Annotated in this window: 13 protein-coding genes; 9 read left to right on the forward strand and 4 right to left on the reverse strand. The window is 72.8% G+C overall.

Features of this window, described 5'->3' with window-relative positions:
* Genes NUH29_RS14410 through NUH29_RS14420 form a run of 3 tightly spaced genes read left to right on the forward strand, consistent with a single transcriptional unit; the run spans nt 1 to nt 4257 of the window.
* Nucleotides 1-660 (forward strand): hypothetical protein, encoded by a 660-nt coding sequence (locus NUH29_RS14410; protein WP_258799959.1) that lies wholly within the window; start codon nt 1-3, stop codon nt 658-660.
* The gene (locus NUH29_RS14415) at nt 657-2456 is read left to right on the forward strand and encodes a choice-of-anchor G family protein (RefSeq protein WP_258799960.1); all 1800 of its coding nucleotides are present in this window, start codon (nt 657-659) and stop codon (nt 2454-2456) included. Before NUH29_RS14410 ends, NUH29_RS14415 begins: the two co-directional genes overlap by 4 nt.
* A gap of 28 nt (nt 2457-2484) precedes the next feature.
* The gene (locus NUH29_RS14420) at nt 2485-4257 is read left to right on the forward strand and encodes a proline--tRNA ligase (RefSeq protein ID WP_258799961.1); all 1773 of its coding nucleotides are present in this window, start codon (nt 2485-2487) and stop codon (nt 4255-4257) included.
* 76 nt (nt 4258-4333) lie between these two features.
* On the opposite strand, the gene NUH29_RS14425 is transcribed toward NUH29_RS14420, so the two are convergent.
* Together NUH29_RS14425 and NUH29_RS14430 are read right to left on the reverse strand one after the other, a co-directional pair.
* On the reverse strand, nt 4334-5785 hold the full coding sequence (locus NUH29_RS14425) for a serine/threonine-protein kinase (RefSeq protein ID WP_258799962.1): 1452 nt from the start codon (nt 5783-5785) through the stop codon (nt 4334-4336).
* A 7-nt stretch (nt 5786-5792) separates the two neighbouring features.
* A complete protein-coding gene (locus NUH29_RS14430; RefSeq protein ID WP_258799963.1) occupies nt 5793-6296 on the reverse strand; it encodes an RNA polymerase sigma factor in 504 nt (167 codons plus the stop codon).
* Between the two features lie 160 nt (nt 6297-6456).
* Between NUH29_RS14430 and nusA the strand changes: the two genes are divergently transcribed.
* The 5 genes from nusA to NUH29_RS14455 all read left to right on the forward strand — a co-directional run bounded on the left by nusA (nt 6457) and on the right by NUH29_RS14455 (nt 12254).
* Nucleotides 6457-7437: a transcription termination factor NusA gene (gene nusA, locus NUH29_RS14435; protein WP_258799964.1), complete on the forward strand. Its 981-nt coding sequence runs from the start codon at nt 6457-6459 to the stop codon at nt 7435-7437.
* Between the two features lie 92 nt (nt 7438-7529).
* Nucleotides 7530-7808: a YlxR family protein gene (locus NUH29_RS14440; RefSeq protein ID WP_258799966.1), complete on the forward strand. Its 279-nt coding sequence runs from the start codon at nt 7530-7532 to the stop codon at nt 7806-7808.
* Nucleotides 7809-7883: 75 nt separating this feature from the next.
* Nucleotides 7884-10568 carry a translation initiation factor IF-2 gene (infB, locus tag NUH29_RS14445; protein ID WP_258799968.1) on the forward strand — a complete coding sequence of 895 codons (2685 nt, stop codon included), beginning with the start codon at nt 7884-7886 and terminating at the stop codon, nt 10566-10568.
* Nucleotides 10569-10731: 163 nt separating this feature from the next.
* Nucleotides 10732-11172, forward strand: a complete 441-nt coding sequence (rbfA, locus tag NUH29_RS14450; RefSeq protein ID WP_258799969.1) for a 30S ribosome-binding factor RbfA — start codon at nt 10732-10734, stop codon at nt 11170-11172.
* A gap of 38 nt (nt 11173-11210) precedes the next feature.
* Nucleotides 11211-12254: an LLM class flavin-dependent oxidoreductase gene (locus tag NUH29_RS14455; protein ID WP_258799970.1), complete on the forward strand. Its 1044-nt coding sequence runs from the start codon at nt 11211-11213 to the stop codon at nt 12252-12254.
* Here NUH29_RS14455 and NUH29_RS14460 read toward each other — a convergent pair.
* Both NUH29_RS14460 and NUH29_RS14465 read right to left on the reverse strand, forming a co-directional pair.
* The gene (locus tag NUH29_RS14460) at nt 12247-13110 is read right to left on the reverse strand and encodes an Fpg/Nei family DNA glycosylase (protein ID WP_258799971.1); all 864 of its coding nucleotides are present in this window, start codon (nt 13108-13110) and stop codon (nt 12247-12249) included. The two genes, NUH29_RS14455 and NUH29_RS14460, sit on opposite strands and share 8 nt — an antisense overlap.
* A gap of 39 nt (nt 13111-13149) precedes the next feature.
* Nucleotides 13150-14031, reverse strand: coding sequence for an iron-sulfur binding domain-containing protein (locus NUH29_RS14465; RefSeq protein WP_258799972.1), 882 nt, complete (start codon nt 14029-14031; stop codon nt 13150-13152).
* A 38-nt stretch (nt 14032-14069) separates the two neighbouring features.
* Between NUH29_RS14465 and NUH29_RS14470 the strand changes: the two genes are divergently transcribed.
* Entirely contained in the window at nt 14070-14738 is a 669-nt protein-coding gene (locus NUH29_RS14470) for a nucleoside/nucleotide kinase family protein (RefSeq protein ID WP_258799973.1), read from the forward strand.
* Nucleotides 14739-14787 lie beyond the last annotated feature (49 nt).

A 14787-nucleotide genomic window follows, 5' to 3' on the forward strand; every position in this document is an offset into this window, starting at 1 on the left:
ATGCGAAAGCGTCACGCCCTCGGGGTGGGCCTCGTCGCGGCCGCGGTGCTGGGCGGGGCCGCCGGGCCGGCGGCCGCGCTCGGCGCGGACACCGTCGACGACGGCTCGCCCGGACTGCTGACCGTGCACGCCGACGAGCTCCCCCTCGAGCTCACCCTCGACCCGGGGGAGGACGGCCGCTGGCTGCTGAGCCCGCACCTCGAGGCGCCCACCGACTCGCTGCTGTCGGTCGACATCGAGAGCAGCGGCGCCCTCGCCGAGACGCCGGGCGGGCTCACGGTCGCGATCGACGAGTGCGACGTGCCGTGGGATCCGGACGCGAGCTGCCCGGGCACCGAGACCGCACGCGTGGCGGCGCGGGGGTTCGCGGGCATCCCCTCCGGTTCCTGGATGCCGTTCGGCGATCTTCCGGCGGGGGAGTCGCGCTACTTCCGGGTGACGGTCGCGCTGCCGGATCCGGCCCCCGCGGAGCTCCAAGGAGCGTCGGCCGAGTTCTCGGTCGGATTCGCCGCGGCCGGAGACCGCGAGATCGTGCAGTCGCCGCCCGATCCGCAGCTCGGAGAGACCGGCGCCGCCGTCGCGCTGCCGCTCGGCGTGGCGATCGCGCTGGCCGCGATCGGCGCGGGCCTGCGGCTCGCGGGAGGCAGGAGGGCGTCGTGAGCGGAGAACGAACCCCGCGCCGACTGGTCGCGATGCTCGCGGCCGGCGGCCTCGCCGTCGCCCTCGTGGGCACCACCGTCACCGCCAGCTCGGCGGCGTGGACCGACCAGGAGTGGGACGGATCGACGCTCGGCTCCCTCGACTGCACGGCGAGCGGCATCGTGGACTCCCGCGCCTGGGGCCGTGTGCTGAGCGGCGAGGTGACCGGGACCTCGCTCGATCCGGTGCTCGCGACCGACGGCATCACCGTCGACAACGTGGCCCCCGCATCGACGAGCACGGGAACCAGCCAGGCCGCGCCGGTGACGGATCTCGGCGCGGACGCCTGGTCGGCGGGGCTCGGGGTGTCCGCGCTCTCGAGTCTCGACCTCGGCGCGGGCGTGATCCTGCCGCTCGACGCGGGAACGGGCACCTACACGCAGTTCGGTCGCGCGACCAGCGGGGGGATGGCGACAGGTGCGGCGGGGGCGGTCACCTCGGCGGCGGGCGGTCTCGTCTCGATCGACACCCCGACCGGCTCCACCCCCCGTCTCGGCACGCTGCGGCTCTCCGACGTGCTCGACTCGGTACTGCCGGGTCTCGGAACGCCGGTGTCGCGCCTCGCGGACGTCGACCTCGAGGTGGGCGCGGTGGCGTCGATCGCCGACCTCGACGGCTGCGCCCTGCTCTGGGATCCGGCGAGCCTCGGCACCTCGCTCGATCGGGAGTACCTGGTCGCCGCGCTGCGGCTCGCGCTGACGGGCGACGTCGTCGCCGGGTTCGGCGTCTCGCTCGACGCGACGCTCGGCACCCTCCAGTCCGAGCTGGACGCCCGGCTGACGCAGACCGTGGACGCGGCGGTCGTGAGCAGCGTGGCGAGCCTGCTGACGACGGCCCTCGCCGGCATCGGGGGGATCGCGGTCGACCCCGCAGCGGTCACCGTCGCGGTCGGCGGCTCCATCGATCTGGCACCGGTGCGGGCGCTGCTCGCATCCGACATCACCGACGGGGTGGTGACCGTCAACCTCGCGAGCGGGCGGGTGTCCGCGGATCTCGCGGCCCTGCTCGGCGACGCGTACGCCGACGGCGACGGGCTGAACGGTCGCGACCCGAACACCTCCGTCCTCCAGCCCGCCGTGCTCGACGCGCTCCTCGACCGGCTGAGCGCGGTGATCGCCGACTTCGTGACGAACACCATCCAGCCGGCGATCTCGCAGGCGGTGCTGGGCACGGCGATCACCGTCACCGTCGTCTCGCTGCTCGACGCGACGGTGACCGTGGTGGTCCCCGTGACGGTGCCGCAGATCATCCAGGTGCGCTCGGTCGTCAGCGGGTCCATCGGCGGATTCACGGGAGCATCGGGATACCCGGCGCCCACCGTCGCCACGACGGTGCAGCTGGTGCCCGGTCAGTCGGGAGCGCTCCTCACGGCGCTCAACGGGCTGGTGGCGACGGTCACGGGTCCGATCGTCGGCGCGGTCACCACGAGCGTGCTGCCGGCCATCGGCGGCATCGTCGTCACGCCTCTCCTGAGCGACCTCTCGGCGACCACGACCGCGACGCTCTCGAGCGTGGTGGGAACCGCGCTGCCGGCACTGATCGATGACCTCGCACCCGTGCTCGACGTGCTCGCCCAGCTCGTCGACGTCACGCTGAACGCCCAGCCCGACCAGCCCGGATCGGTGGGTCCGCCCGCGGCGGCGACGAGCGGACGCTTCTTCGTCAGCGCGCTCCACGTGGGGGTCGTGAACGGCGCGACGACACTGCTCTCGCTGTGGGCGGCATCCGCCTCCGTCGGGCCCCAGGCGAGGAGATGACCAGCGGCGCGCCGACTACAGTGAACGGGTGCCCACGCTCCTGTCCCAGCTCTTCGTCCGCACGCTGAAAGAAGACCCCGCCGACGCCGAGGCGACCAGCCACAAGCTGCTCGTGCGCGCCGGATACATCCGGCGCCAGGGCCCGGGGATCTTCGCCTGGCTGCCGCTCGGGCTGCGGGTGCGCGCCAAGGTCGAGCGGGTCATCCGCGAGGAGATGACCGCCGCGGGCGCGCAGGAGGTGCTGTTCCCCGCCCTGCTGCCCCGCGAGCCCTACGAGGCGACCGGACGCTGGGAGGAGTACGGCGACGGCATCTTCCGCCTGAAGGACCGCAAGGGCGCCGACTACCTGCTCGCCCCCACCCACGAGGAGGTCTTCACGCTGCTCGTGAAAGACCTGTACTCCTCCTACAAGGACCTGCCGCTCACGATCTTCCAGATCCAGGACAAGTACCGCGACGAGGCGCGCCCGCGCGCCGGGCTGCTGCGCGGCCGCGAGTTCTCGATGAAGGACGCCTACTCCTTCGACTACACCGACGCCGGACTCGACGACTCCTACCAGGCGCAGCGCGACGCCTACGAGCGCATCTTCGCCCGACTCGGGCTCGACTACGTGATCGTGCAGGCGGATGCGGGGGCGATGGGCGGATCGCGGTCCGAGGAGTTCCTGCACCCGACCGAGATCGGTGAGGACACCTTCGTGCGCTCGGCGGGCGGGTACGCCGCGAACGTCGAGGCGTTCACGACGGTCGTACCGGATGCGCTGCCGATCGAGGGCCGGCCCGACGCGGTGGTGCACGACACCCCGAACACGCCCACGATCGCGACGCTCGTCGACGTCGCGAACGCCCAGGTCGCGCGCTCGGACCGCGCGTGGACGGCCGCCGACACCCTCAAGAACGTCGTGCTCGCGCTCACGCACCTCGACGGCGCGCGCGAGCTCGTCGTCGTGGCGCTCGCCGGCGACCGCGAGGTCGACATGAAGCGCGCCGAGGTCGCCTTCGCGCCCGCCGAGGTGGAGCCCGCCACGGAGGCCGATTTCGACAAGAATCCGCTCCTGGTGAAGGGCTACATCGGCCCCTGGTCGCCGACCGGGCCGGTGCTGGGGGAGGAGTCGGCATCCGGCATCCGCTACCTCGGCGACCCCCGCGTCGTCGACGGGACGGCGTGGATCACCGGGGCCAACGTCGACGGAAAGCACGTGTTCGGGCTGGTCGCGGGTCGCGACTTCACGCTCGACGGAACGGTCGAGATCGCCGAGGTGCGCGCGGGCGACCCTGCGCCCGACGGCTCCGGGCCTGTCGAGCTCGCGCGCGGCATGGAGATCGGGCACGTGTTCCAGCTCGGGCGCAAGTACGCCGAGGCCCTCGGGCTCAAGGTGCTCGACGAGAACGGCAAGCTCGTGACGGTCACGATGGGCTCCTACGGCATCGGCGTGACCCGCATCCTGGCGGCCATCGCCGAGACGACCGCGGACGACCGCGGACTGCTGTGGCCCCGCGGGATCGCGCCGTTCGACGTGCACGTGGTCGCGACCGGCAAGGACGAGCTCGCGTTCGAGCTCGCCGCGTCGCTCGCCGCGGAGCTCGAGGCCGAGCGCTTCGAGGTGCTCTACGACGACCGACCCAAGGTGTCGCCCGGCGTGAAGTTCGGCGACGCCGAGCTGCTGGGGGTGCCGACCATCGTCATCGTGGGCCGGGGCGCCGCCGACGGCCTCGTCGAGCTGTGGGACCGCCGCACGAACGAGCGCACCGAGATGCCGGCCGCCGAGCTCGTGTCCCGCTTCCGCGCCTCCCTCGCCTGACGCCGAGAATCGTGCGAGATGGCTGCTTCAGCTTCCTGAAGCGACCATCTCGCACGAATCCTCGGTCGGTCGCGGGCTACTGCACCTCGGCGGGAGCCGGGTCGATGAGGGGTTCGATCCGGACGGGCTCGGGGAGGGCGATGACACCCTCGACGAGCGAGACGATCGTGGTCCAGAAGTCGCCGTCCGGGTTCTCGTAGGCGTAGCCGGGCACGAGCCAGGCGTTGCCGTCGACATCCCAGAGCAGCAGGAGGGTCGACTCCGCGTGGTCGAGCGTCACCGTGACGGTCTCGGGGGTCGGCACCGGCTGGGGCTCGAGACCCGGATCGGTCGGGTCGGTGCCCGGAACCTCCGTCGGCTCCGGCTCGGGCAGCACGACACCCGGGTCGCCGGGATCCGTGGGCTCGGAGGGCACCGGCTCGACCGTCGCACCCTCCGAACCGGATGCGCCGTCACCGTCCGCCGGCGCGTCCGTCGCGGCGTCGGTCGACACCGCGCCCGCGGCGTCCCGCGCGAGTCCCGCGTCGGCCGCGTAGAGCACCCCGACGCTCGCGTAGTCCGGACCGGCGGCGCCGAACCATCGTCCGTCCGCGATCCGCGACACCGCCGAGACGGGCGAGACCGTGTCGTAGCCGCCGCGGTCGACCACCTCGATCGAGTGACCCGCCGCCCACGCGATCGAACCCAGCGGCGACCAGGCCACGCTGTACTCGAGGGCGGTCGCGACGCCGTCGACCGTCAGGTTCGCGCTCGCGTAGGTCTGCCACGGGTCGACGGTCACCCGCACCTCGGAGGCCGCGACGTCGAATCCGGTCGCCTTGAAGAGCTCGGCGGCCAGCTCCCGTGCCTGCGCCTCGGAGGGCGCCTTCGACTCGGATGCCGGGATCTCCGGCTGGGCGCAGTCCTGGTAGGTCTCGCCGTCCCCGCCCTCCACGGGGGTGTCGACGCAGACGGGGGCGGGGTAGGCGGTGGGGTCGTTGTACCACCAGTCGCCGGTGCCCGCCCAGCTCAGGGAGATCGACGCCGCGCTGCCGTCCTCGGGCCCGACCACGTAGCTCGGGTAGTCCGGGCTCGAGTACTGCGATTCGACCGGGTCGCCGTCGAGGCCGAGCGCCGCGGCCGCGGCCGCGAGCACCTCCTCGGGTGCGCCGACCCGGCGGAGCTGGTAGACCGAGCCGTGCCCGCCCTCGCTCGAGAGCCCCGGTCCCGCGACGTAGTCGTAGTCGACCCAGTAGGCGAGCTTGCTGTCGGCCGAGAGCGCCGACGCCTCGGTGCCGCCGGATGCCGACACCGCCGTGAAGAGGGGTGCGCGGGGCGCGACGATCCCCGGCACCACGAGCGCGCCCACCGAGACGGCGGCGACGGCGGTGATCGAGATGCCGGCGGCGCGGGCGGCCCGGCCGTGGCGCAGCATCCGCGGTGCCGGGCGGTCCGGGGCGGTGGTCACGAGGGTGGGGTCGAGCTCGGGTGCATCGAGGGCGGCGGCCCGCCGCAGGCGGGACTCGGCGTCGTCGGAGATGTCGTTCATACCCTGTCTATGTCGTCGGGGGAGCGGATCTTTCACGCGCGAGCGCATCGGCCAGCGCCTTCTTGGCGCGGTGCAGCCGGATGCTGGCCGCGTTCGCCGAGACGCCGAGCGCGATGGCGGCCTCGCCGACGCCCAGCCCGTCGAGCACCACGAGCGCGAGCACCTCGCGCTGCGCGCCGGGGAGCGCGCGCCAGGCGCGCGCGAGCTCGGGGTCGCGCTCGAGCAGCGCGTCGGCCGCCGGTGCGGCGTCCGGTGCGGAGAACAGGGCGAGCGCGTGGGCGCGTACCGCGACCCGACGCCGGTGGTTCGCCACCTGGTAGGAGGCGATCCGGTACAGCCAGGGCAGCTCCTCGCCCGGGGTCACCGAGGCGCGCTTGCGCCAGGCGACGGCGAAGGTGTCGGCGGCGAGATCCTCGACGTCCGCACGGTCGACGCGGCGGGCGAGGTAGGCGCTCACCGCGGGCAGGTGGCGTCGGTAGACGTCGTCGAACTCGGCGCGCGCGTCGGGCATGCGCCCAGTCTGGCGAACATCCGGGAGCGCCCGCCTCCCAACGTTCCGCGGCCGTCGGACGTCGCCGCGGAACGGGCTGCATCCTCTCGGATCGCTCCGGTAGAGTGGACGGTCGCACCCGGGATGCGGGGTGCACGAGATCTGAATATCGGAGGCTGACGTGGACATCGACCTCGCCGTGCTGCGGCTCATGGAGCGCGAACGCGAGATCCCCTTCGACGAACTGGTTCAGATCATCGAGCAGGCGATCCTCACGGCCTACCTCAAGCACACCGGCAAGGCGCCCGAGTCGGGCGCCCGCGCCGAGCTCGACCGCAAGAGCGGTCACGTCGCCATCTACCTGCCCGAGCACGACGACGACGGCGAGGTGATCGGCGAGGCCGTCGACAGCCCCGACGACTTCGGCCGCATCGCGGCCTTCGCCGCGAAGCAGGTCATCAACCAGCGCCTGCGCGACATCGGCGACGACAAGGTGCTCGGCGAGTTCCGCGGCAAGGAGGGCGACATCGTCGCCGGCGTCATCCAGCAGGGCCCGAACCCGCGGATGGTGCACATCGACCTCGGCACCGTCGAGGCGATCCTCCCGCCCGAGGAGCAGGTGCCGGGCGAGGACTACGCGCACGGCAGCCGCATCCGCGTCTACGTCACGAGCGTCGCGAAGGGGCTCAAGGGGCCGTCGATCACGGTGAGCCGCACGCATCCCGGACTCGTGCGCAAGCTCTTCGCGCTCGAGGTGCCGGAGATCGCCTCGGGGGCCGTCGAGATCGCGTCGCTCGCCCGCGAGGCCGGCCACCGCACCAAGATCGCGGTGCGCGCCACCCAGCCCGGCATCAACGCGAAGGGCGCGTGCATCGGCGAGCTCGGGGCGCGGGTGCGGGCGGTCACGAGCGAGCTCAACGACGAGAAGATCGACATCGTCGACTGGTCGGACGACCTGCCGACCTTCGTGGCGAGCGCGCTGAGCCCCGCGAAGGTCACGAGCGCGTTCGTCGTCGACCAGACCCTCAAGGCGGTGCGCGCCCTCGTCCCCGACTACCAGCTGTCGCTCGCGATCGGCAAGGAGGGCCAGAACGCCCGCCTCGCGGCCAAGCTCACGGGCGCCCGCATCGACATCCAGCCCGACTCGGTGATGGAGTCCTAGACATGTCTGCGACCTGATGGACACCCGCGTACCGGTGTCCGGAGGGTCGGAGACATGTCTACGGCCGGATTCAGGCGAGGGGAGGGGGTAGGATGGAATCCGTCAGAACCTGCCTGGGTTGCCGGCAGCGTGCTCCCCGAACCTCACTCGTGAGGGTCGTCGCGCGCGATGGGCGGGTCGCGGTCGATACCGCGGCCGAGCTCCCGGGACGCGGCGCCTGGGTCCATCCGGATCCCGGATGCGTCGCGTCGGCCATCCGGAGACGCGCTTTCGGGCGCGCGCTCCGCCACGACGGCCCGCTCGAGACGGGCGAACTGACGAATCTCTATCCAGACCCTGAAGAACAGGCTGAACGGCATATGGACAACTGATGAGCGGCTCGAAATGAGACCCCTCCACCGATAACGTCCGCTCCTGTCCGGGAGCGGAACCCAGACAGGAGAATTGTGGCCAACCCCCGCGTGCACGAGATCGCGAACGAACTCGGCATCGACAGCAAGATCGCCCTTGAGAAGCTCAAGGACATGGGCGAGTTCGTGAAGAGCGCGTCCTCCTCCATCGCACCGCCGGTCGCGCGTCGCCTCAAGGCGGCGCTCGAGGCCGACGGCGTCGCGGCGCCCGCCGCCGCACCGAAGCCGGCAGCGCGTCCGGCGCCGAAGCCCGCCGCAGCCAAGCCGGCGCCGGCGCCGGCCCCCGCCGAGACGCCCGAGGCGCCCGCCGCCGCGGAGCCGGCGGCGCCCGCCGCACCGGCCGCGCCGACGTCGGGCGCGCCCGCGACCCCGGCGGCTCCCGCCGCGCCGCGCCCCGCCGCCGGCGGAGCGCCGCGTCCGGGTGCCCCGCGTCCGGGTAACAACCCCTACGCGCCCAGCCAGGGCATGCAGCGCCCCGGTGCCCCGCGCCCGGGCAACAACCCCTTCTCCTCGACCCAGGGCATGCCGCGTCCCGGCGGCGGCGCCATCCCGCGTCCCGCGGCCCCGCGTCCCGGTGCCCCGCGTCCGGGTGCCCCGCGACCCGGTGCCCCGCGCCCCGGCGGCGCGCCGTTCCAGCAGCGTCCCGGCGGCCCCGGTCGCCCGGGTGGTGCCGGCGGCGGATTCCAGCGTCCCGGCGGCGGTGCCCCGGGCGGCGGCTACGCCGGTCGTCCCGGTGGCGGTGGCGGTCGCGGCCGCGGCCCCGGCGGTGGCACCGCGGGCGCCTTCGGCAAGGGCGGCGGCAAGTCGCGGGCCCGCAAGTCGAAGCGCACGAAGCGCGCCGAATTCGAGATGCGGGAGGCCCCGCAGCTCGGCGGCGTCAGCATCCCCCGCGGCGACGGCAGCCGCGTCATCCGCCTGCGCCGCGGCGCGTCGATCAGCGACCTGGCCGACAAGCTCGAGACCCTCACCGGCTTCTCGGTGCAGCCCGGCGCGCTCGTGACGGCGCTGTTCCACCTCGGCGAGATGGCGACCGCGACCGAGTCGCTCGACGAGGCCACCTTCGAGGTGCTCGGCGACGAGCTCGGCTACAAGATCCAGATCGTGAGCCCCGAAGACGAGGACAAGGAGCTCCTCGAGGGCTTCGGGCTCGACCTCGAGCAGGAGCTCGAGGACGAGGACGACTCCGACCTCGAGATCCGCCCGCCGGTCGTGACCGTCATGGGCCACGTCGACCACGGTAAGACGAAGCTGCTCGACGCGATCCGCAAGGCCAACGTCGTCGCCGGCGAGGCCGGCGGCATCACCCAGCACATCGGCGCCTACCAGGTGTGGACCGAGCACGATGGGCTGGAGCGCGCCATCACCTTCATCGACACCCCGGGTCACGAGGCGTTCACCGCCATGCGCGCCCGCGGTGCGCAGGTGACCGACATCGCGATCCTCGTGGTCGCGGCCGACGACGGCATCATGCCGCAGACGGTCGAGGCGCTGAACCACGCCCAGGCGGCCAACGTGCCGATCGTGGTCGCGGTCAACAAGATCGACAAGGAGGGGGCGAACCCCGCCAAGGTGCGCCAGCAGCTCACCGAGTTCGGCCTGGTGGCCGAGGAGTACGGCGGCGAGACGATGTTCATCGACGTCTCGGCCCTGAACAACCTCGGCATCACCGAGCTGCTCGACGCGGTGCTGCTCACCGCCGACGCCGGACTCGACCTGCGCGCCAACCCCAACAAGGACGCGCGCGGTGTCGCCATCGAGGCGAAGCTCGACAAGGGACGCGGTGCGGTCGCGACCGTGCTCATCCAGTCGGGAACGCTGCGCGTCGGCGACGCGATCGTCGCGGGTACCGCCTACGGCCGCGTGCGCGCCATGCACGACGAGAACGGCGACCCGGTCGAGGAGGCCTGGCCGTCGCGCCCCGTGCAGGTGCAGGGACTGTCGACCGTGCCGCGCGCGGGCGACACCTTCCTCGTCACCGAGGAGGACCGCACGGCCCGTCAGATCGCCGAGAAGCGCGAAGCCGTCGAGCGCAACGCACAGCTGGCCAAGGCCCGCAAGCGCATCAGCCTCGAGGACTTCACCCGCGCGCTCGAAGAGGGCAAGGTCGACTCGCTCAACCTCATCATCAAGGGTGACGTCTCCGGTGCCGTCGAGGCGCTCGAGGAGTCGCTGCTCAAGATCGAGGTCGACGACTCGGTTCAGCTGCGCATCCTGCACCGCGGTGTTGGTGCGATCACCGAGTCGGACATCGACCTGGCGACGATCGACAACGCGATCGTCATCGGCTTCAACGTCCGCCCGGATGTCAAGGCCCGCGAGCGCGCCGCCCGCGAGGGCATCGACGTGCGCTTCTACTCCGTGATCTACTCCGCGCTCGACGACATCGAGTCGTCGCTCAAGGGGATGCTCAAGCCGGAGTACGAAGAGGTGCAGTCGGGTGTCGCCGAGATCCGCGAGGTGTTCCGCTCCTCGAAGTTCGGCAACATCGCCGGTGTGCTCGTGCGCAGCGGCACCATCACCCGCAACGCCAAGGCGCGGGTCATCCGCGACGGCGTCGTGGTGGGCGACAACCTCGCGATCGAGTCGCTGCGTCGCTTCAAGGACGACGTCACGGAGGTCAAGACGGACTTCGAGGCCGGTATCGGTCTCGGCAAGTTCAACGACATCCAGATCGGCGACGAGATCGAGACGATCGAGCTGGTCGAGAAGCCGCGCGGCTGACCTTCCACTCGACGCCGGCTACGGGGGACGGATGTCCCTTCCGAGTCAAGAGCGGGGGCCCCTTCCCCGATTGACTCGGAAGGGACATCCGACCCCCTTCACCGGCTGAGTATTCGATTGGGCCGCGCTCGCGGCCACCTCATCGAGAGGCGAGGAGAGAAGAATGGGTGAGAACCCCCGGGCGGCCAAGGTCGCCGATCGGATCCGCGAGATCATCGCGCAGCGTCTGGAGCGCGGCATCCGCGACCCGCGCCTCGGATTCGTGACGATCACGGATGTGCGGGTCACGGGCGACCTGCAGCACGCGAGCGTCTTCTACACCGTGTACGGCACCGACGAGGAGCGCGCGGATTCGGCGGCGGCGCTCAAGGCCGCCACCGGCATGCTCCGCACCGAGGTCGGGCGCAACCTCAACCTGCGGCTCACACCGAGCCTCGAGTTCATCGCCGACGCGATCCCCGAGAACGCGGCCGCGATCGACGCGCTGCTGCGCGAGGCCGCCGAGCGCGACCGCGAGGCGGCGGTGCTCGCCTCGGGTGCCCAGTACGCCGGCGACGAGGACCCGTACGTCAAGCCCCGGGAGCTCGACGACGAGGAGGACTGACACGGAATCCCCGAGCGCGACGATGCGTTGACCCTCGGGTGACCCTCGCGCTCTCCGTCCTCGACCTCGTCCCCGTCCGAACCGGCCAGAGCTCGGCGGAGGCGGTCTCCGCGTCGCTCGCGCTCGCCCGCCGCGCCGACGAGCTCGGCTACACCCGCTACTGGTTCGCGGAGCACCACAACATGCCCGCCGTCGCGTCGACGGCCCCGCCGGTGCTCATCGCCGCGGCGGCCGTCCGCACGGACCGCATCCGGGTCGGGTCGGGCGGGGTCATGCTGCCGAACCACGCGCCGCTCGTGGTCGCGGAGCAGTTCGCGGCGCTCGAGGCGCTCGCCCCCGGCCGCATCGACCTCGGGATCGGGCGCGCCCCCGGCTCCGACCCCGTGATCTCGGCGTTGCTGCGCGCGAGCGGCCCCACGAGCGAGGTCGACCGCTTCGAGGAGCACCTGGGCGACATCCGCGCCCTCGCGGGGGAGGGCGCGACGGTGACGGTCAACACCCGGGAGGGGTTGCGCGACTACGAGGTGCGCGCGACCCCCGCGGCGGCGGGCGTCCCCGAGCTGTGGCTGCTCGGCTCGTCCGACTACTCGGCGCATCTCGCGGCGAAGCTCGGGCTGCCGTACGTGTTCGCACACCACTTCTCGGGGGAGGGCACCGCGGCGGCGCTCGAGATCTACCGGCGCGAGTTCCAGCCCTCCGCCACCCTCCAGGCGCCGCGCACCTTCCTCACCCTCAACGCCGTGGTCGCCGACACCGTCGAGGAGGCGGAGGCGCGCGCCCTGCCCGCCCTCCAGAACATGGCCCGGCTGCGCACCGGCACGCCGCTGCGCGTGCTCGACACGGTCGAAGCGGCCGAGCGTGAGGAGCTCGACGCGCCGTCCCGGCACGTCGTCGAGCTGATGCGCGAGCGCTGGGTGATCGGCGACGCCGCGACGGCAGCGGCCGCCATCCGGGGGCTCGCCGCGACCTTCGGCGTGGACGAGGTGATGGTGTCGCCGGGGGCGGGATCGCGCGAGGGCGAGCCGTCGGATCGCGCCGTCGGTCGGGACCGCACCCTGGAGCTGCTCGCGGACCTCATCTGAGCAGGCGGTCGAGCACCCGATCGCTCAGCTTCCTTCCGCCGGTCTGGCACCCGGGGCAGTACTGGAAGGTGCGGTCGGCGAAGATCACCTGCTCGATCCGCGTGCCGCACACCGGGCACGGTTCGCCGAAGCGCCCGTGCACGCGCAGGTGGGTCTTCTTCTCGGCCTTCAACTCGGACGCCGAGACGCCGTCGGCCCGCGCGACGGCCTCGGCGAGGGTCGTGCGCAGCGCCGCGTACAGCGCCGCGGAGTCGTCGTCGTCCATCGCCGCCGGCTTGTACGGCGACATCCGGGCGAGGTGGAGGATCTCGTCGGAGTAGGCGTTGCCGATGCCCGCGATCACCGACTGGTCGCGGAGCACCCCTTTCAGCTGGGCGCGCCCCGCTGCCCGCAGGATGCCGCGGAAACGCTCGAGCGTGAAGGCGGCGTCGAGCGGATCCGGCCCGAGCCGCGCGATCCCGGGAACCTCCGACGGATCGCGGACCATGTACAGGGCGAGGCTCTTCTTCGTGCCCGCCTCGGTCACGTCGAACCCCGAGCCGTCGTCGAGCACCAGGCGTGCGGCGAGCGGACCGGATCCGGGGCGGCCCGAGGTCTTCGGCTCGCCGGCCCGCCAGCGGACCCATCCGGCGCGTGCCAGGTGCATCACGAGATGCAGGCCGCCGTCGCACGCGATGTCGACGAACTTGCCGTGCCGCAGGACCCCGGCGATCCGCTCGCCCGCCAGCGACTCGACCGCCGGGTCGTAGGTCTTGAGCGCCGGGAACGCGAGCACCTGCAGCCGCGAGATCGTGCGACCGCGCAGCCGCGCGTCCAGATCGGCGGCGAGCGCCTGCACCTCGGGCAGCTCCGGCATGCGAACAGTGTGCCGCGTTCCGCCGACCTCCGCTGCGGATCAGGAGGAGGGGAGCGCGTAGCCGTCGCCCGCCGCCTCGACCAGGCCGTCGGCGAGCAGGCCCGCGAGCGACCGGTCGCGCTGCGCGTCGTCGGGCCAGAGCCCCGCGATGCGGGCGGCGGGCACGGGGAGCTCGCTGGCGCGGAGCTCCCGCAGGATGCGTCCGCGCACCTCGCGATCGGAGCCGGCGTAGGGCTTCTGGCGGGGGGCGGCCGGCCCGGTGTAGGCGGGGTACCCCGCATCCCTCCAGGCGCAGTGGTCGACGAGGGGGCAGCGCGCGCAGTCCGGGGTGCGCGCGGTGCAGACCGTCTGCCCGAGCTCCATGACACCCGCGTTCGCGAGGCGCGCCCGCTCGGGGTCGGCGGGCAGGAGCGTCTCCATGACCGCGAGCTCCTCGTTCGTGCGTGCGGGTCCCGGTTCGCCGACTCCGCGGACCGCGCGCGCGAGCACCCGCCGCACGTTCACGTCGACCACCGGAACCCGGATGCCGTAGGCGAAGGCCGCCACGGCGCGCGCCGTGTACGGGCCGACGCCCGGCAGCGCGAGCAGCGCATCCACGTCGGAGGGCACGATCCCGCCGTGCCGCTCGGTGATCGCGACGGATGCGGCGTGCAGGTTGAGCGCGCGCCGCGGGTAGCCGAGCCGGTCCCAGGCGCGCACCGCCTCGCCGGCGGGCACCGCGGCGAGGTCGGCCGGCGCGGGCCAGCGCGCGAGCCACTCCGCCAGGCGCGGGATCACACGCGCGACAGGGGTCTGCTGCAGCATGAACTCCGACACCAGCACGCCCCAGGCGGGGTAACCCGGCGCACGCCAGGGGAGGGGTCGGTGGCCGGAGGCGAACCACGCCGCGACCCGCTCGCCGATCGCCGCATCCGCTCCCACCCCCTCAGCGTAGGCGGGCCGCGGCGTAGGCTGGCGGCATGGCGCGATGGGCTCCCGAGCGGCGCGATGTGATCGCCGCGACCGTCGACGAGATCCTCGGCAACTACCGGCGCGGACGCATCACGATCGGCGTCGACGGGCCGGACGCATCCGGCAAGACGATGCTCGCCGACGACCTCGCCCGCGAGTTCGAGCGGCGGGGTCTCGCCGCCGTGCGCGCATCCGTCGACGGCTTCCACGCCCCCGCCGAGCACCGCTACCGGCAGGGCCGTCTCTCTGCCGAGGGCTGCTACCGCGACTCGTTCCAGTACGACGTGTTCCGCCGGGTGCTCATCGAGCCGTTCCGTCTCGGCGGGTCGACGGCGTTCGTCACCGAGGCGTTCGACTACGTGCGCGACGCGCCCGTGGAGCCGAAGTGGCGCACGGGGCCGGCGGACATGTTCCTCATCGTCGACGGGGTGTTCCTCAACCGGCCGGAGCTGCGCGGTGTCTGGAACTACTCGATCTGGGTCGAGGCGGATGCCGACGTCCGGGCGGAGCGGATGCTCCGGCGCGACGGCATCCAGCCGGGTTCGGAGCAGGCGGCGCGCTACACGGGGGCGCAGGAGCTGTACGAGCGCGACGCGCGCCCGCGCGAGGCGGCGATCGCCATCATCGACGACACCGATCCCGAGCATCCGCGCCGCGTCTTCGCCGACAGCTGCTGAGGCCTAGATGTAGTTCCTCGTGAGGTTGTGAACGCGTGCTGCGGGGACT

Origin of the sequence: Protaetiibacter mangrovi, assembly GCF_024752305.1 — a bacterium.
Classification (GTDB): Bacteria; Actinomycetota; Actinomycetes; order Actinomycetales; family Microbacteriaceae; genus Homoserinibacter; species Homoserinibacter mangrovi.

What these genes read in the sequence shown, in the direction of transcription:
- NUH29_RS14425 (WP_258799962.1), bottom strand. Translation starts at nt 5,785, where the DNA reads ATGAACGACATCTCCGACGACGCCGAGTCCCGCCTGCGGCGGGCCGCC.
- NUH29_RS14440 (WP_258799966.1), top strand. Translation starts at nt 7,530, where the DNA reads ATGGAATCCGTCAGAACCTGCCTGGGTTGCCGGCAGCGTGCTCCCCGA.
- NUH29_RS14470 (WP_258799973.1), top strand. Translation starts at nt 14,070, where the DNA reads ATGGCGCGATGGGCTCCCGAGCGGCGCGATGTGATCGCCGCGACCGTC.
- rbfA (WP_258799969.1), top strand. Translation starts at nt 10,732, where the DNA reads ATGGGTGAGAACCCCCGGGCGGCCAAGGTCGCCGATCGGATCCGCGAG.
- NUH29_RS14430 (WP_258799963.1), bottom strand. Translation starts at nt 6,296, where the DNA reads ATGCCCGACGCGCGCGCCGAGTTCGACGACGTCTACCGACGCCACCTG.
- NUH29_RS14460 (WP_258799971.1), bottom strand. Translation starts at nt 13,110, where the DNA reads ATGCCGGAGCTGCCCGAGGTGCAGGCGCTCGCCGCCGATCTGGACGCG.
- NUH29_RS14410 (WP_258799959.1), top strand. Translation starts at nt 1, where the DNA reads ATGCGAAAGCGTCACGCCCTCGGGGTGGGCCTCGTCGCGGCCGCGGTG.